The sequence below is a fragment of the Caulobacter sp. P1_D6 genome (assembly GCF_056406095.1).
Genome location: NZ_JBFUAW010000064.1, coordinates 1 through 15778, shown reverse-complemented (window position 1 = coordinate 15778; position 15778 = coordinate 1). Strand labels below are relative to the sequence as shown.

Annotated in this window: 16 protein-coding genes and 2 tRNA genes; 11 read left to right on the top strand and 7 right to left on the bottom strand. The window is 69.6% G+C overall.

Features of this window, described 5'->3' with window-relative positions:
• From AC1DYP_RS24120 to AC1DYP_RS24110, 3 genes are all read right to left on the bottom strand, one after another.
• Nucleotides 1-149: GTP-binding protein (locus tag AC1DYP_RS24120; RefSeq protein WP_477048468.1), on the bottom strand; the 149-nt coding region annotated here is incomplete at its 3' end.
• A 53-nt stretch (nucleotides 150-202) separates the two neighbouring features.
• Nucleotides 203-276 (bottom strand) — tRNA-Gly (locus AC1DYP_RS24115).
• Nucleotides 277-352: 76 nt separating this feature from the next.
• Nucleotides 353-438, bottom strand: a tRNA-Tyr gene (locus AC1DYP_RS24110).
• Between the two features lie 171 nt (nucleotides 439-609).
• On the opposite strand from AC1DYP_RS24110, the gene rlmB reads away from it, so the two are divergent.
• The 4 genes from rlmB to AC1DYP_RS24090 all read left to right on the top strand — a co-directional run bounded on the left by rlmB (nucleotide 610) and on the right by AC1DYP_RS24090 (nucleotide 4298).
• Entirely contained in the window at nucleotides 610-1446 is an 837-nt protein-coding gene (gene rlmB, locus AC1DYP_RS24105; RefSeq protein WP_477035327.1) for a 23S rRNA (guanosine(2251)-2'-O)-methyltransferase RlmB, read from the top strand.
• Nucleotides 1447-1533: 87 nt separating this feature from the next.
• Nucleotides 1534-3138: a stalk-specific protein StpX gene (gene stpX, locus AC1DYP_RS24100; RefSeq protein WP_477048467.1), complete on the top strand. Its 1605-nt coding sequence runs from the start codon at nucleotides 1534-1536 to the stop codon at nucleotides 3136-3138.
• A 42-nt stretch (nucleotides 3139-3180) separates the two neighbouring features.
• Entirely contained in the window at nucleotides 3181-3921 is a 741-nt protein-coding gene (locus AC1DYP_RS24095) for a TerC family protein (RefSeq protein ID WP_477048466.1), read from the top strand.
• On the top strand, nucleotides 3921-4298 hold the full coding sequence (locus AC1DYP_RS24090) for a DUF423 domain-containing protein (protein ID WP_477048465.1): 378 nt from the start codon (nucleotides 3921-3923) through the stop codon (nucleotides 4296-4298). The genes AC1DYP_RS24095 and AC1DYP_RS24090 overlap by 1 nt, the downstream gene beginning before the upstream one ends.
• 12 nt (nucleotides 4299-4310) lie before the next feature.
• On the opposite strand, the gene AC1DYP_RS24085 is transcribed toward AC1DYP_RS24090, so the two are convergent.
• Entirely contained in the window at nucleotides 4311-5534 is a 1224-nt protein-coding gene (locus AC1DYP_RS24085) for a multidrug effflux MFS transporter (RefSeq protein ID WP_477048464.1), read from the bottom strand.
• 118 nt (nucleotides 5535-5652) lie between these two features.
• Here AC1DYP_RS24085 and AC1DYP_RS24080 point away from each other — a divergent pair, with 118 nt between their 5' ends.
• Nucleotides 5653-6639: an alpha/beta fold hydrolase gene (locus AC1DYP_RS24080; RefSeq protein WP_477048463.1), complete on the top strand. Its 987-nt coding sequence runs from the start codon at nucleotides 5653-5655 to the stop codon at nucleotides 6637-6639.
• 12 nt (nucleotides 6640-6651) lie between these two features.
• Here AC1DYP_RS24080 and AC1DYP_RS24075 read toward each other — a convergent pair whose 3' ends face one another.
• Nucleotides 6652-6906 carry a low temperature requirement protein A gene (locus AC1DYP_RS24075; RefSeq protein WP_477048462.1) on the bottom strand — a complete coding sequence of 85 codons (255 nt, stop codon included), beginning with the start codon at nucleotides 6904-6906 and terminating at the stop codon, nucleotides 6652-6654.
• Between the two features lie 44 nt (nucleotides 6907-6950).
• Nucleotides 6951-8024, bottom strand: a complete 1074-nt coding sequence (locus tag AC1DYP_RS24070) for an HPP family protein (protein WP_477048461.1) — start codon at nucleotides 8022-8024, stop codon at nucleotides 6951-6953.
• Between the two features lie 107 nt (nucleotides 8025-8131).
• Between AC1DYP_RS24070 and pip the strand changes: the two genes are divergently transcribed.
• A complete protein-coding gene (gene pip / locus AC1DYP_RS24065; RefSeq protein ID WP_477048460.1) occupies nucleotides 8132-9121 on the top strand; it encodes a prolyl aminopeptidase in 990 nt (329 codons plus the stop codon).
• Here the strand turns inward: pip and AC1DYP_RS24060 are convergent.
• Nucleotides 9118-10284 (bottom strand): low temperature requirement protein A, encoded by a 1167-nt coding sequence (locus AC1DYP_RS24060; RefSeq protein ID WP_477048459.1) that lies wholly within the window; start codon nucleotides 10282-10284, stop codon nucleotides 9118-9120. The two genes, pip and AC1DYP_RS24060, sit on opposite strands and share 4 nt — an antisense overlap.
• 139 nt (nucleotides 10285-10423) lie before the next feature.
• On the opposite strand from AC1DYP_RS24060, the gene AC1DYP_RS24055 reads away from it, so the two are divergent.
• From AC1DYP_RS24055 to AC1DYP_RS24035, 5 genes are all read left to right on the top strand, one after another.
• The gene (locus AC1DYP_RS24055) at nucleotides 10424-10912 is read left to right on the top strand and encodes a hypothetical protein (RefSeq protein WP_477048458.1); all 489 of its coding nucleotides are present in this window, start codon (nucleotides 10424-10426) and stop codon (nucleotides 10910-10912) included.
• 95 nt (nucleotides 10913-11007) lie between these two features.
• Entirely contained in the window at nucleotides 11008-12414 is a 1407-nt protein-coding gene (locus AC1DYP_RS24050; protein ID WP_477048457.1) for an O-antigen ligase family protein, read from the top strand.
• 17 nt (nucleotides 12415-12431) lie between these two features.
• Nucleotides 12432-13298 carry a 50S ribosomal protein L11 methyltransferase gene (locus AC1DYP_RS24045; RefSeq protein WP_477048456.1) on the top strand — a complete coding sequence of 289 codons (867 nt, stop codon included), beginning with the start codon at nucleotides 12432-12434 and terminating at the stop codon, nucleotides 13296-13298.
• Nucleotides 13299-13368: 70 nt separating this feature from the next.
• Nucleotides 13369-13812: a hypothetical protein gene (locus AC1DYP_RS24040; protein WP_477048455.1), complete on the top strand. Its 444-nt coding sequence runs from the start codon at nucleotides 13369-13371 to the stop codon at nucleotides 13810-13812.
• Between the two features lie 42 nt (nucleotides 13813-13854).
• A complete protein-coding gene (locus AC1DYP_RS24035) occupies nucleotides 13855-15666 on the top strand; it encodes an aminopeptidase P family protein (RefSeq protein WP_477048454.1) in 1812 nt (603 codons plus the stop codon).
• The last annotated feature ends 112 nt before the right edge of the window (nucleotides 15667-15778 follow it).

Sequence of the window (15778 nt, the reverse complement as noted above, 5' to 3'; positions counted from 1 at the left end):
ATGTCGGCGTAGTTCTTCGCGGTCGCACCACCCGACTTGGCCAGGATGATGGTGATCGCGGCCGTCAACGTCGTCTTGCCATGGTCAACGTGACCAATCGTGCCGATGTTGCAGTGCGGCTTGTTACGTTCGAACTTTTCCTTGGCCATCGTCTCTACCTTCGCGCCGGCGGGCTTGTTTCTGGGAAATATGTGTTGGGAGCTGGAGCGGGTAGCGGGAATCGAACCCGCATCCTCAGCTTGGAAGGCTGCTGCACTACCATTGTGCTATACCCGCCAAGCTAGCGGGGTCGCGATCGGCTCCCGGTCTGGCTTCTTTGGGGTCCAGGCTTCTTGGGAGCTCTCGTCGCGCGTGGTGGGGGAAGCAGGACTCGAACCTGCGAAGGCGTACGCCAGGGGATTTACAGTCCCCCCCCTTTGCCACTCGGGACATTCCCCCAGCGCGCGACAGAGTTCCTTCAAAGCGGCCTTTCCATCCTCGTGACCGGCGGCGGACCGCCCGTCACGAAAAAGGAACAAAAGCTTCCTCGAGACCTGTGAGACGATGCTAAAGCAGCGCCGCCCTGGCTCTTGGAAACCCTCAGGGCCCCAAATCGGAGCGCGTCTTATAGTGTCCTCTCATTCCGAACGCAACGACCGGAAAAAGCCTTCTTCGCCCGGACGTGATTTTCGTTCCAAGCCTCGGGAAAACAACAAGTTTTCCAAGGGTCAGGGCGACGCCAAGGACTGGATATGGGGGACTCACGCCGTCGAGGCCGCGCTTTCCAACCCCGCCAGACCCGTTCCGAAACGTCTTCTGGCCACCCCGGATCGCGCCAAACGACTCGCGCCGAATCTGAGCCGCGCCCCCTTCCTGCAGATCATGGAGGGCGCCGACATCGCCCGTCAGCTGCCGGCCGGCGCCGTGCACCAGGGCATCGCCCTGAAGATCGACGAGCCCGAGATGCTGACCGTCCACGACCTGGGGACGCCGGCCGAGGGCCTGCTGGTGATGCTGGACCAGATCACCGATCCGCAGAACATCGGCGCGATCTTCCGCTCGGCGGCCGCCTTCGGGGCCAAGGGGATGATCCTGCAGGACCGCCACGCCCCGGCCCTGACCGGCGTGCTGGCCAAGACCGCGGTCGGCGCCGTCGACAAGATCCCCCATGCGCGCGTGGTCAATCTGTCCCGCGCCCTGGAGGAGCTGGCCGATCTGGGCTGGCGGGCCGTCGGCCTCGCGGGCGAAGCCGAGGAGACCCTCGACCAGGTGCTGGACGGCCGCCCGACGGTGCTGGTGCTGGGATCGGAAGGCGAAGGCGTGCGCCGGCTGGTCGCCGAGCACTGTGACGTCTTGGGTAAAATTGCCATGCCTGGGGGCTTTGAGAGCCTGAATGTGTCCGCCGCGGCGGCGGTGGCGCTCTATGAAGCGTCGAAATTTCGCCCCAGGGATGAAATCGGTTCGTGAATCTCTCTTAACCGTTTTGATTTCGTCGCGATCACGTGGTTCTCTCAAGCGCGAGACCGCATAGCGCAGCTTGCGGAGAGTTCAGACATGGGATCGGGGGACCCGATGTTGCATAATAAAGTCCGTATGACGGCTCTGGCCGGTTGCGCGGTAAGCGTTCTGGTAATCGCCGGCTGTGGCGCGCGTGAGCCCGTCGAAGCGCCGCCCGCGTCGAACGCGGCCGGCTATGGCGCGGCTCAGACGCCCGACCTGATGGGCGCGCCGCCCGCCGCCGAGACCACGCCGGCCGACGGCCTGCTGGGCGGTCCGGCGACCGCCGCGACGCCCGCCGCCGCGCCGACGCCCGTCTACAGCTCCAATCCGAACCTGAAGACCTGGCGCCGCGCCGACGGCACCCTGGTCACCGCCATGGCGCCGATCGCCAATCCCAAGGCGACCCGCTATGCGCCGCGCGCGGTTTCCGCGCCGGCCCGTCGGATCCACGCCGCGCCCGCTCCGGTCGCCAAGCCGGCCGCGAAGCCGGTCGTCGCGTCCGCTCCGGCCCCGGTGAAGCCGGTGGTCGTCGCCAAGCCCGCCGTCGCTCCGGTCAAGGCTCCGGTCGTCGCGCCGGTCGCGGCCGCCGCCGCCAAGCCCGTTCCGGCCAAGCCGCTGACCAAGCTCGAGAAGCTGCAGGCCGCCGTCGCGCCGGAAGCGACCAAGGGCGCAACTCTGGCCACGGCCGAAAGCCTGACCCAGGGCAAGGAGGGCCAGGTCACCCTGTCCCTGCCCGCCACGCTCGGCGACCTGATCAAGAAGGAAGCCGCCAAGCTGGGCCTGACCAAGTCGGCCAAGAAGACCAGCGCCTATGCCGACCTGCAGGGTCAGGGCTACGAAATCACCCCGAACGGTCGCCAGACCGCCGAGGTCAAGGCCGGCGAGCCCGCCACCTTCGCCTGGCAGGTCAAGCCGACCCCCGCCGCCAAGGGTCCGTTGAAGACGGACTTCGGCGTCGAGCTGAACGGAACCAAGCCGGCCCAGGGCTTCATGCTGGGCTCGATCGCCAAGCAGGTCGCTCCGATCCAGGACGCGGTGAAGGAAAAGACCAAGGGCTTCAAGTTCGCCATGCCGAACCTGGGCCGCTACGAGACCGTCGACCTGCCGGGCGTCGGCAAGGTGGCCGGCAAGTCGCTGCTGGGCGGCGCCCTGGTGCTGCTGGCCCTGCTGATCCTGGTGGCGATCGCCCGCAACGCCTCGGCCTCCAAGGCCCGGGAAGAGCGTCGCCGCAAGTTCCGCACCCTGACCGACTACGGCCGCAACGAGATGGAGTTCGACGCGCCGAAGTCCGCCGAGGTCAACTACGTCAACCCGATGGTCGCGGCCGCCGGGGGAGCCCTGGCCGGCGCGGCGGTGGCCACCGCGGTCAACCATCATGACGACCATGGCCACACCGACCACGGACATGGCCATGACGAGCACAGCCCGTTCGAGGCGCCGCCCCATGATCACGGCCACGACGATCACCACGTCGCCCCGATCGCCGGCGCCGAGGCCCTGCCGGTCAGCGGCCACGACCACGCCGCCGCCCCTCATGGCGACCATGGTCACGACGACGGTCACGGCCATGACGACCACGGTCACGCCGAGGCCGGTCATCATGACGGTCACGAGCACGACGGCCACGCCGATCACAAGGAACTTGAGCACACCCACTAGGGGGCGCTTGCCAGACCCGCCCGCCTGACGCATTGAGGCCTCATGTTTGACGCGCTCCTCGCCCAGGTGGGCGGACTGAACGGTCCGTTCGCGGCCTTTCTCTCCGTTCTGATGATCGATCTCGTCCTCGCGGGCGACAACGCGGTGGCCGTGGGCCTGGCGGCCGGCGGCCTGCCGGCCCAGGATCGCAAGAAGGTCATCCTCTACGGTCTCGGCGCGGCCGTGGTGCTGCGGATCAGCTTCGCCCTGATCACCACTTGGCTGCTGGGCGTGATCGGCCTGCTGCTGGCCGGCGGCCTGCTGCTGCTGTGGGTCTGCTGGAAGATGTGGCGCGAGCTGCGCGAGCAGATCACCCACGAACAGGCCGACGCCCAGGCCTGCCTGGACGACGACCCGGCCACCGAGCCCCGCGCCAGGCCGGCCAAGACCTTCAAGCAGGCCTTCCTGCAGGTGCTGATCGCCGACGTCTCGATGTCGCTGGACAACGTGCTGGCCGTGGCCGGTGCGGCTCGCGAGCACCCGGCCATCCTGGTGTTCGGCCTGCTGCTGTCGATCATCCTGATGGGCGTGGCCGCCACCGCCATCGCCAACCTGCTGCACAAGCATCGCTGGATCGGCTTCATCGGCCTGGCCATCGTGCTGTACGTCTCCGTGCACATGATCTGGGAAGGCCATCGCAGCGTGGTCATCGATCTGCACAAGACGCAGGCCTACAACGCCGCCATGCCGTCGTTCCTGGACATCACGCCGGACGAACTGGCCGCCCACAACAAGCACAAGTGATGCGCGGCTCGGCCCTCGTCGTCCGCCTGGCCGCCCTCAGCGGCTTCCTGGCCGTGGCGTTCGGCGCCTTTGCCGCGCACGGCGCCAAGGACGCCCGCGCGGCCGAGCTGCTGCACACCGGATCGCTGTACCAGATGACGCACGCCCTGGCGGTGTTCGGCTGGCTGGCCATCCGCAAGGCGGGCGGCAAGACGGGCGTGACGACCCCTGCCCTGTTCCTGGTCGGGACCGTGCTGTTCTCGGGCTCGCTGTACGCCCTGGCGTTCGGCGCGCCGCGGATCCTGGGCATGGTCACGCCGTTTGGCGGCCTGTGCTTCCTGGCCGGCTGGCTGCTGCTGGCCTGGCGGGCCGGAACGATCGCGGATCGCGAAGCCTAGGCCGGCCTGGGCCTAGGCCGCCTTGCCTCGCCGGTCCTTGGGGACCGCCAGCAGGAAGATCGCCAGGCTCGACCCCACCAGGCAGGCGAACATCACCGCCGCCACCGGCCTGGCCGTGCCGTCGTGCAGCAGGCCGCCCACCCACGAGGCCAGGGCTCCCGCCCCAAACGACGCCCCGCCCATCAGGGCCGAGGTCGAGCCCGCCCGGCTGGGATCGACGCTCAGCGCCCCGGCCATGGTGTTGCCGGCCATCAGGCCGTAGCTGGACAGCGCCGCGAACAGCAGCGGCAGGACCGTGAACTGACCGCCCAGGCCGCTATAGGCGGCGGCGACCAGCAGGAAGGCGGCGACGATCGAGGCGATGCTGGCCCGCACCAGCACCTGGTCGGGGGTTGCCCGGCGCAGCAGCAGGCGGTTGACCTGGCTGGCCCCGATGATGCCCACGGCGTTGAAGGCGAAGATGATGTTGAACACCAGCGGCGCGTGGCCATAGGTCCCCATCATCAGGTCCGGCGCGGTCGAGATGTAGGTGAACAGCGTCGCGCCGTTCAGGGCCCCGGCCACGCCGTAGCCGACCAGCCGCTTCTGGCGCAGCAGCGCGGAATAGGCCCGGAACGGGTTTTCGGAACGGGCCTGGATCGCCGTGGCCTCCGGCCGCGACTCCACCAGGCTCAGCGCGATCCACAGGCCGATCAGCAGGCCGAAGACCGCCAGCGTCCAGAACACGCCGCGCCAGCCGGCGAAGAACTGCACGACGCCGCCAAACTGCGGGGCCAGCACCGGCGCCAGGCCCATGATCAGGGTCATCAGCGACAGCACCCGCGCCGTGTCGGCGTGGTTGAACTTGTCGCGCACCACCGCCCGGGCGATCACCGCCCCCGCGCAGCCGCCCAGGGCCTGGACGAAACGGGCGGCGATCAGCACCTCGATCGACGTCGCCATGGCGCAGACCACCGAGGCCGCGACATAGATGCCGATGCCCAGCAACAGCGGCAGACGGCGTCCGAACCGGTCCGAGGCCGGACCGTACAGGAACTGGCCGATCGCCATGCCCGCGAAGAACGCCGCCAGCGTGGCCTGAACGTCGTCGGCCCCCGCGTGCAGGCTCCGGCCGATGTCCGGCATGCTGGACAGGTACATGTCGATCGACATCGGCGCGAAGGCGGTCAGGGCGCCCAACATCAGGACGAGCCGCCAGGGCGTGGCGGCGGGCGTGGGCTGTGCGTTGTCGGTCATGGTCGCGCTTTTACGCTTGTTTTCCGCAGGGGTAAGTCCTTGACCGTGCGAATCGCGGCCTTGCCGGGCGCGACGCCCGCCTGCAAGGTGATCGCCAATAATATAAGCAGGAAACGCCATGACCCAGCTTGCGCCGCCGATGCCCGAGCCCGCGTTCGCCCAGATCAACGGGATCCGCATGGCCTATTACGAGGCCGGGCCGCGCGTCGGCACGCCGATCGTGCTGTGCCACGGCTTCCCGGAGTTCTCCTATTCCTGGCGCTGGCAGATCGCGGCCTTGGCGGCAGCGGGGCGCTGGGTGATCGTTCCGGACCAGCGCGGCTACGGCCTGACCGACCGTCCCGAGGCGGTCGAGGACTACGACATGGTCCACCTGACCGGCGACCTGGTCGGGCTGCTGGATCACCTGGGTGTCGAGAAGGCGGTGTTCTGCGGCCATGACTGGGGCGGGCTGGTCGTCTGGCAGATGCCGCTGATGCATCCGGGCCGGACCGCTGGCGTGGTGGGCGTCAACACGCCGTTCCTGCCGCGCCTGCCGGTCGATCCGATCACCGCCTTCCGCAACGCGTTCGGCGACGACATGTACATCGTCCACTTCCAGAAGCCCGGCGTGGCCGACGCCCAGCTGGCTGCCGACGTCGAAAAGACCATGCGCTACTTCATGCGCAAGCCGACCGGCGTTCAGGCCGCCTTCACCAGCGGCGAAACCGGGGGACGCTCCCTGGCCCTGCAGGACGGCCTGGCCCGCTTCAACGTCGCCGACACCGCCGCCCAGCTTCTAGAGCCGGAGGAACTGAAGACCTTCGTCGAGACGTTCCAGCGCACCGGCTTCACCGGCGGGATCAACTGGTATCGCAACTTCACCCGCAACTGGGAGCGGGCCGAGCACCTGCCCGTCCGGATCGACGGCATCCCCTGCCTGATGATCATGGCCGAGCACGACGTGGTGCTGCCGCCTTCGCTGGCCGACCGCATGGGCGACCAGATCTCGGACCTGGAGAAGGTGCTGGTCGAAGGCAGCGGCCACTGGACCCAGCAGGAGGCGCCCGAACGGGTGAACGCGATCCTGATCGACTGGCTCGAGCGGCGGTTCCCGAACCTGTAGAGGGGAACGCTCCTAGCCCTGTTGTTCGGCCAGGATTTCCGCCCGCCTGCGCATAGCCGCCGCCATCTGCAGCATGGCCAGGGCCGAGACCTCGTCGCGCTCGGCGGCGCGCACGGTGTAGAGCTGGGCCATCACCTGCAGCGAGATGACCTTGTCCAGGCCCTCGGGGCCCATCATCTCGGCGATCGCGCGGTCCAGCTCGGCCAGCTGACGCGGGGTCAGCATCTCGAGCAGTTCTTCGTCGCTGAGGTCTTCGGGGTTGTTCATGACTCGGGAGAATACGGAAAAGCGGAAGGGGTTGCGATGGCGGCCTAACGCTGGCCGGCCATCGCCTCGACGACGTGGGCGCGATACAGCACCGCTAGCAGGTCGGTCTGGGTGACGATGCCCTTGAGGGTGCGGTCGGCGTCGACCACCACCGCCTCGTGCACCGCCCCGCTCGACAGCAGGGGCAGCAGGGCCTGGATCGGCGTGGTCTCGCGCACGCGGTGGACGAACGGGTCGATCACCGTCTCGACCTTGCGCCGGCGGTTGGCCTGCAGCTCGGCGCGCCGCACCAGGCCCAGCACCTTGCGGTCGGCGTCGACCACCGGCGCGGTGCGCAGGTCGTGCTCCTGCATGTAGAGGAGCGCGCTTTCGCAGGTCTGCTGCGGGTCCACGGCGATCACGTCGACCGACATGATGTCGCCGCACAGGATCTGGGCGTGCAGCCGCTGGTGGGCCTGCAGCTCGACCTGGCGGAACAGGGCGTCCAGATCGTCGCGGCTGACGTCCAGCAGTTCGCCGTACTGGGCCAGGGCGGCGTCCAGGTCGCCGGCGGTGAAACCGGCCCGCGCTCCGGGCGGGGCGTCGCTGGTCTTGTGCGGGCTGTCGGCGACGACCGGCGCGCGGTGCGGGTACGAGCGCCCCGTGACGCGGTGAAAGACCATGCCGGCCAGGGTCAGCAACAACGAGTCCAGGCCCACGGGCGTCAGCGCGAACATCCAGCCGGCCTTGGTCAACTCCGGTCCGGCCAGGGCGCAGATCAGGGCCACGGCGCCGCCGGGCGGGTGCAGGCAGCCGGCCAGGGACATCACCGCGATGGCCAGGCCCACGGCCAGGGGTCCGACGAACGGCGCGCCATGGAACAGCTGCGCGCAGGCGATGCCGACCAGGGCCGACAGAATGTTGCCGAACACCACCGAATGGGGCTGGGCCAGGGGGCTGGCGGGCACGGCGAAGACCAGCACGGCCGAGGCGCCGATCGGCGCGATCAGCAGCGGCGAGGTCAGGGGAGCGCCGCCGACGATCAGCCTGGCCAGCACCCCGGCGACCAGCAGGCCCAGCAAGGCGCCCAGGCCGCCGCGGCCGATGTCGAGCCATCGCGCCGGCGTCGGCCGGGTCAAAGTCGGGAGGAGTCGCGCGATCATTCCCGTCCGATACGCGACCGATGGGGGGAAATGAACCCCTCCCGCCGTTCCCTCGCCCCCCGAAACGGGTTTAGGGTTGCGTCATGGACCGCAATGCTTCCGCCACCCCCATGTCCGCCATCGGTCGCCGCGGCCTGTTTCGCGACATCGAGCCCTTCTCGTTCGGCTGGCTCAGCACCGACGGTCCGCACGAGATCTACTACGAGGAATGCGGCGCGCCGCGCGGCAAGCCGGCGGTGATCCTGCACGGCGGCCCGGGCGGGGCGGTCAATCCGACCATGCGGCGGTTCTTCGATCCCAACAAATGGCGCATGGCGCTGTTCGACCAGCGCGGCTGCGGTCGCTCGCGCCCAAACGCCAGCCTCGACGACAACACTACCTGGAGCCTGATCGCCGACATCGAGCGGCTGCGCGAGCACCTGGGCATCGAGAAGTGGACCGTGTTCGGCGGCTCGTGGGGCTCGACCCTGGCCCTGGCCTACGCCATCGCCCACCCCGACCGCGTCGAGGGCCTGGTGCTGCGCGGCATCTTCCTGCTGACCCAGAAGGAACTGCGCTGGTTCTACCAGGACGGCGCCTCGATGCTGTTCCCGGACGCCTGGGAACGGTTCCTTGCCCCGATCCCGGTCGAGGAGCGCGGCGACCTGATGGCCGCCTATCACAAGCGCCTGACCCATCCCGACCGCCGCGTCCAGGCCGAGGCGGCCGGGGCGTGGAGCCAGTGGGAGGGCGACACCATCTCGCTGCGTGGTCCGGAGGCCCGTCCGCCGAAGTTCAACGAGGAAGACTTCGCCATCGCCTTCGCGCGGATCGAGTGCCACTTCTTCACCAACGGCGGGTTCTTCGACGAAGACGGCTGGATCCTGAAGAACATCGACAAGATCCGCCACATCCCGGCCTGGATCGTCCAGGGCCGCTTCGACGTGGTCACGCCGCTCGACAGCGCCTGGTCGCTGCACAGGGCCTGGCCCGAAGCCAAGTTCGAGATCGTCTGGGACGCGGGACACGCCTCGACCGAGCCGGGCGTCATCGACGGCCTGGTGCGGGCGACGAACGCGGCGCTGGGCGGTTAGGCCTTCGCCTCGGCGCGACGCGCCAGTCCTTCCCGGACGGACAGACCCAGCAGAACCAACGTCGTGGCGATCGACAGGACCAGCGGGCTGACCATCAGGCTGACGGGAGCCAGGGCCGCCAGCGCCAGCAGGGCCACGATCTGCGCCGGCGCCCACGTCCGGAACACCGCCCGCTTGAACAGCAGGCCGCCCAGCAGGAACAGGAACGGTCCGCCGATCAGGGCGGCGGCGGTCTTCGGATCGGTATGGCCGGTCGGATGGTGGATGGTCCACTCGTCGGCAACGGCCGTGACGATGATCCCGGCGATCGGCAACAGGTGGATATAGGTATAGGCCGCGCGGGCCACGCGGCCGGGATCCTTGGCGTGGCTGATCGCCTCGCTGGCCGCCTCGGCCGTATCCGAGAAATAGATCCACCACATGGCCAGGCTGCCGGCGAACGAGGCCAGGAAGGCGGCGATCACGCCCGGCGTCCAGGCCAGGCCGGCCGTGGTCGCGCCCATCACCAGGATCGACTCGCCCAGGGCGATGATCGTGAACAGGGCGCAGCGCTCGGCCAGGTGTCCGCCCTCGACGTCCCACTCCTCGGCGCGGGCGCGGCCCATGCCGGGGGTCCAGAACCCCAGGGCCGGCGAGATGTACTCCAGGGAGATCGCCCCGCCCCACAGCGCCAGCCGCGCGCCGCCCTCAGCCAGGCCGCCGGCGATCCACAACACGCCCGAGGCCGCGAACCAGGCGGAAATCCGGATGAAGTTGCGGCTCTGGAAGGCGTGGCCCCGCATCGCCCAGGCGGTGAACACGCTGCGCCCCAGCTGGATCGCCACGAAGGCCAGGGCGAAGATCAGGCCGCGCTCGCCGAACGCCTTGGGGATCGACATGGTCAGGATCATGCCCACCACCATCACCACGAACAGCATGATCCGCACCGGCTTGCGCTCGGGATCCAGCCAGTTGGTGACCCAGGCCGTGAAGATCCACGCCCACCAGACGGCCATCAGCAGCAGGCCGGTCTCGACCACGCCCAGCAGGGTGGGATGCTCCATCAGGCCATGCGACAGCTGGGTGACCGCGAACACGAACACCAGGTCGAAGAACAGCTCGACATAGGTGACGCGCGCGTGGCCGCCCGAGGCCCGGTCGCGGAGCATGTGGCGGCTTGGCATGTCGGTTTCCCCTGGTGGCGAGTCGCCAGCCTAAAGCGGGACAGCCGAAAGTGGAGGCCGGTTTTGGCCGGTCACGCGCCAAAGAAAGCAATCGCACGATCGGATCGAACGTTTTGCCGTCCAGCGCACTTTTGTTGGTATGGACGCCGCTGACCTCCTCCCCCATCGCACCGCCCTGATCGGCGCCGCCGTCGCCCTGGCGATCGGCCTGACCGGCGGGCTGCTCCTGAAGACCGGTTCGCAAACCGCGCCCGAGGCCGAAACCGCCTTCGCGCCCGAGACGCCATACGCCCAGGCCCAGCCGATCGCCTGGCCCACCGGCAAGGTTCCCGACTACGTGATCGGCACCGACTTCCTGCGCGCCCAGCAGCCCGACCAGCCGCCCGTGGTCGTGGCCTCGTACGAGGTGCCCGAATACGTGCCCACCTCCTGGACCGAACCCGCGCCGCAGGCCCAGCCCGCCCGGGTGATCCAGACGGCCGAACGAAGCTGGCCGTCGACCGGCGGCGACATCCTCAACACCCGCCTGCCGGAGGACGCGCCTCAGACGCCCGAGCCGCCTCAGGCGGTCGACGCTCCGGACGCGCCCCGCGCTCCCGAGTCCGTCACTCTGGCCGCCGCCTACTAGACCGCCAAAGCCAGGCCGCACGGCCCCCGCCTTGCAGCCGACCGTTCCGACGGCCGGCGCGTGTTCCATTTCGCGCCACAGGCGAGGATCGGAACTTGGACGCACAGCAGCAAGACGGCGAACGGCCCGATATCTGGCGCAAGCTGGAAGCCCTGGCCTGCGGCTTCGTGCTGTTCATGCTGTCCAACGCCTTCATCGGCCCGCTGCTCGACCCGCTGCAAGCCGGCGGCGAGAACATTCCCGTGCTGCGGCTGATGTGGCTGCCCGTCTACGCCCTGATCCTGGGTCTGGCCGCCTGGCGCGCGCCGCGCGTGATGCGGTTCTGGTTTCCCGCCGTCATGCTGGGCCTGCTGATCTTCTGGGTGTTCGCCTCGGCCTCATGGTCGCTGGACCCGGGGACCACCAATCGCCGCGCCCTGGCGGCCGCCTTCACCACCCTGTTCGGTCTCTATTTCGCCGCCAGCTTCGACGGGCGGCGGATGGCCGAGATCATCGCCACCACCTTCCTGTTCCTGGCCATCGGCGGCGGGCTGGCGGCGGTGGCCTATCCCAGCATGGGCGTGCACCATGACGTCAACGCCGGCGACTGGCGCGGCCTCTGGTACGAGAAGAACCAGATGGGCGCGATGATGGTCTACGGCGCCCTGGCCGCCATGGCCGCGATCCTGGCCGGCTCGCCCCGGCGAAAGCAGATGATCGTCACGATCCTGCTGTGCGCGGCGCTGATCGTGATGACCAAGTCCAAGACCTCGCTGGTCGTGCTGCTGATGGGCCTCCTCGGCTCGATGCTGCTGACGGCCATGCGGCGCGGACCGGCGACGGCGGTGATCGTGGTCTGGCTGGGCGTCAGCGTGATCGGCGTCGCGGTGATGGTGATGTGGCTGGCGCCCGAGCTGGTGTTCAAGGCGCTGGGCAAGGACCCGACCCTGACCGGCCGAACCGACATCTGGGCCGCCCTGCTGCGCCAATCGGCCAAGGCGCCGCTGACCGGCTACGGCTACGCGGTGTTCTGGACCCTGGAATCCCATCCCGCCCAGTGGATCCGCAAGGAGACCGGCTGGCTGGTGCCCACCGCCCACAACGGCTGGCTCGACATCCTGGCCCAGCTGGGCTGGATCGGCGTGGGGCTGTGCGCCATGGTGCTGGGCGGTTCGCTGCTGGTCGCCCTGTTCCGCTTCCGCAAGGTGCAGGACGGCTATTGGGCGACCCTGTTCCTGGCCATCTTCCTGATGACCACCTTCTCCGAGAGCTTCATCCTGGAACGCAACGGCATCGCCTGGGCCCTGGCCTGCGCGGCGGTGACGCGGCTGCTGGGACCGGTCTGGGCGCTGGGCGCTCAGCGTGAGAAGGCCGTCCGCCGTCCGCTGTTCGCGCCCGCGCCCCTGACCTGGAGCCTGGCCCCGCCGGAGCCCGCACCTGAGATCTGGACGCCCGTCCCGGCCCGCCGTCCGGCCTTCCAGCCCACTTTTGGCAAGCGCGCGGTCTCGCCTTTCGCCGCTTAGGCGGCTACTGGAGCGGCATGACCGACTATACGCCCCAGCAGATCGTCGCCCGCGGCGCGCGCGCCGACGCCGAAGCCGCCGCCGACGCCATCGACAACCACCCCGGCCTCGAGGGCGCGACATACTCGATCCTCGAAGAGGACGAGGACAAGGGCATCTGGCGCATCGACGCCTTCCCGACCAATGACGACGAAGACGCCGGCCTGCTGGAAGTCCTGGCCGGCTATCCGCTGAAGGTGGTGCGCGAGCAGCTGGCCGACGCCGACTGGCTGGCCATGGCGCTGTCGGGCCTGCCGCCGGTGCGCGCCGGCCGGTTCTTCGTCTACGGCATGCACGACCGCGGCCGCCTGCCGGCCAGCACCGTCAACCTGCGCATCGAGGCCGGCGCGGCGTTCGGCACGGGCCACCACGGCACGACCGTCGGCTGCCTGATGGCCTACGACAAGCTGATCAAGGCCAGGAAGTTCAACAAGGTTCTGGACGTCGGCGCGGGCACGGGCTTGCTGGCCATCGCCGCGGCCCGCACCGGGTCGAAGATCGCCGTCGGCACCGATATCGACAGGCCCAGCGTGCGGATCTCCAAGGAGAACGCCAAGGTCAACCGCGCCAACGCCCGATTCGTCCACGCCTCGGGCCTTTCGAACCGCCTGGTGACCGACAACGCCCCCTACGACCTGGTGTTCGCCAACATCCTGGCCCGCCCGCTGGTCAGCCTGGCCCAGGACATCAAGAACGCCCTGGTCCCCGGCGGCACGGTGATCCTGTCGGGCCTGCTGCGCACCCAGGAGCGCATGGTGAAAGCCGCCTACGTCTCGCGCGGCTTCAAGGTGGTCAACCGCATCCACCGCGACGCCTGGGCGGCGCTGGTTCTGCAGCGGCCGTAAGGCGCGGGGAACACCCTACCCCTCCCCCACGTTTCTCCGAGCGGGACACTCTCGCTCCAGGAGCAACGTCATGACCTATGTCGATCCCCAAGGCCCGCCGCCCGAGCGGGTGGTGCACGTTCGTCGCGAGGGCGGCGCCACCGGCTGGTTCGTGGCCGGGGCCGTGGCCATCGTCGCCGTGGTGGCCATCGCCTTCATGCTGACGGTCGGCGCCCGTACGCCAAGCCAGGACCAGATCGCCCAGGCCCAGGAGCAAGGCCGCGTCGTCGGCAATCTCGAAGGCGCCCAGACCGGGGCCGCCCAGGCCACGATCGTCGCCCAGCAGGCCGCCCGCGACGCCAGCGCCGCCGCCGACAGCGCCCGCCGCTCGACCGAGACTACGGCCGCTAACGCCGCCCAGGCCGCGCACGACGCCGCCGCCAACGCCGCCCTGTCGCGCGATGACACCCTCGCGCCGTCGGCCGATCCGAACATCAACCCGCCGCCGGCCCAGCAACCCCAGCCGGTGAACTAAGCCCCTCTTCCCACCCGAGCGGGGTAGGATTACATCGAAGGCATGCGCCAGACCTTCGATGAATCCACCGATCCGGGCTTCGGCCCCCGTCACGTCCCCCTGATCCGCGCCGCAATGGCGCGGCAGGGCCTGGACGGATTCCTCGTCCCGCACGAGGACGAGCACCAGAACGAGTACCTGCCCGCCGCCAACGATCGCCTGGCCTGGGCCAGCGGTTTCACCGGCTCGGCCGGGGCCGGAGTGATCCTCAAGGATCGCGCCGCCGTGTTCGTCGACGGGCGCTACACCCTGCAGGTGCGCGACCAGGTCGACCAGGGCGTGTTCGAGATCCGCGACCTCGTCGAAGGCGGCGTGCCCGCCTATCTCGAAACCGCCACCAAGGGCGCGGTGATCGGCTACGACGCCCGCCTGCACAGCCCCCAGGCGCTGGACGGCTTGAAGGCCGCCGCCGCCAAGGCCGGCGCGGCGCTGAAGCCCGTGGCGGTCAATCCGATCGACGAGGCCTGGGGCGCCCAGCGTCCAGCCCAGCCCGCCGCGCCGGTCGTGCCGCAGCCGGTGAAGTACGCCGGCGAGGAGTCGGCCTCCAAGCGCGCCCGCGTCGGCTCGGCCGTCGCGGCCTTCGGCGCCGACGCCGCCGTGATCACCGCCCCGGCCTCGATCGCCTGGCTGTTCAACATCCGCGGCGGCGACGTGATCCGCTCGCCCCTGCCGCTGTCCCAGGCCGTGCTGCGCGCCGACGGCACGGCGCGCCTGTTCCTGGACCCCGCCAAGGTCACCGACGACCTGCCGGCGTGGCTGGGCAACCAGGTGTCGCTGGAAGGCCCCGAGGCCCTCGATAGCGCCCTGGCCGAACTGACCGGCCTGAAGGTCGTCGTCGATCCGGCCCAGTCCTCGGCCTGGTATTTCGACACCCTGGTCGCCGCCGGCGCCGAGGTGGTCCGCGCCATGGACCCCTGCACCCTGCCCCGCGCCTGCAAGAACGCCGTCGAGATCGCCGGCACGATCGAGGCCCACAAGCGCGACGGCGCGGCCTTGACCCGGTTCCTGCACTGGCTGGCCACCGAGGGCCAGGTCAATCCGCCGGACGAGAAGGAGGCCGTGGCCCAGCTGGAGGCCTTCCGCGAGGCGACCGGCGTGCTCAAGGACCTCAGCTTCGACACCATCGGCGCGGCCAACGGCCACGGCGCCCTGCCCCACTACCGCCCGACCGAGCGCAGCAACGAACGCGCCGCCATGGGCTCGCTGCTGCTGGTCGACAGCGGCGGCCAGTACCTGGACGGCACCACCGACGTCACCCGCACGGTCGCCATCGGCGAGCCGACGGCCGAGATGGTCACGCGCAACACCCTGGTCCTGAAGGGCCACCTGGCCATCGCCCGCCTGCGCTTCCCGGCCGGCACCACCGGCTCGGCCATCGACGCCTTCGCCCGCGCCGCGCTGTGGAGCCATGGCCTGGACTATGACCACGGCACCGGCCACGGCGTCGGCGTCTATCTGGGCGTGCACGAGGGCCCGCAACGGATCTCCAAGGCGCCCAACACCATCGCCCTGCAGCCGGGGATGATCGTCTCCAACGAGCCGGGCTACTACAAGGACGGCGAATACGGCATCCGCATCGAGAACCTCGAAGTGGTGATGCCCGCCGAGGCGGTCGGTACGGGCGACCGGCCGATGCATCGGTTCCACGCGTTGACGCTGGCCCCGATCGACCGGCGGCTGGTGGACAAGAGCCTGCTGTCGCCCGAGGAGATCGCCCAGTTCGACGCGTATCACGCGCGGGTGGTGGCGGAGATCGGGCCGCTGGTGGAGCCGGAGATCCGCAACTGGCTGGGAGAGGTCTGCGCGCCGCTTTAGGGCGCTGCGCTCCAAGAACCTCCCCCTGTGGGGGAGGCGGCGCGAAGGCGCCGGGGGGGGGAGTAGACCCACCTTACGCAAACTCCCCCCTCCGTCGGCTGCGCCGACACCT

What these genes read in the sequence shown, in the direction of transcription:
- stpX (WP_477048467.1), top strand. Translation starts at nt 1,534, where the DNA reads ATGGGATCGGGGGACCCGATGTTGCATAATAAAGTCCGTATGACGGCT.
- AC1DYP_RS24095 (WP_477048466.1), top strand. Translation starts at nt 3,181, where the DNA reads ATGTTTGACGCGCTCCTCGCCCAGGTGGGCGGACTGAACGGTCCGTTC.
- AC1DYP_RS24090 (WP_477048465.1), top strand. Translation starts at nt 3,921, where the DNA reads ATGCGCGGCTCGGCCCTCGTCGTCCGCCTGGCCGCCCTCAGCGGCTTC.
- AC1DYP_RS24085 (WP_477048464.1), bottom strand. Translation starts at nt 5,534, where the DNA reads ATGACCGACAACGCACAGCCCACGCCCGCCGCCACGCCCTGGCGGCTC.
- AC1DYP_RS24080 (WP_477048463.1), top strand. Translation starts at nt 5,653, where the DNA reads ATGACCCAGCTTGCGCCGCCGATGCCCGAGCCCGCGTTCGCCCAGATC.
- AC1DYP_RS24075 (WP_477048462.1), bottom strand. Translation starts at nt 6,906, where the DNA reads ATGAACAACCCCGAAGACCTCAGCGACGAAGAACTGCTCGAGATGCTG.
- pip (WP_477048460.1), top strand. Translation starts at nt 8,132, where the DNA reads ATGGACCGCAATGCTTCCGCCACCCCCATGTCCGCCATCGGTCGCCGC.
- AC1DYP_RS24060 (WP_477048459.1), bottom strand. Translation starts at nt 10,284, where the DNA reads ATGCCAAGCCGCCACATGCTCCGCGACCGGGCCTCGGGCGGCCACGCG.
- AC1DYP_RS24055 (WP_477048458.1), top strand. Translation starts at nt 10,424, where the DNA reads ATGGACGCCGCTGACCTCCTCCCCCATCGCACCGCCCTGATCGGCGCC.
- AC1DYP_RS24045 (WP_477048456.1), top strand. Translation starts at nt 12,432, where the DNA reads ATGACCGACTATACGCCCCAGCAGATCGTCGCCCGCGGCGCGCGCGCC.
- AC1DYP_RS24040 (WP_477048455.1), top strand. Translation starts at nt 13,369, where the DNA reads ATGACCTATGTCGATCCCCAAGGCCCGCCGCCCGAGCGGGTGGTGCAC.
- AC1DYP_RS24035 (WP_477048454.1), top strand. Translation starts at nt 13,855, where the DNA reads ATGCGCCAGACCTTCGATGAATCCACCGATCCGGGCTTCGGCCCCCGT.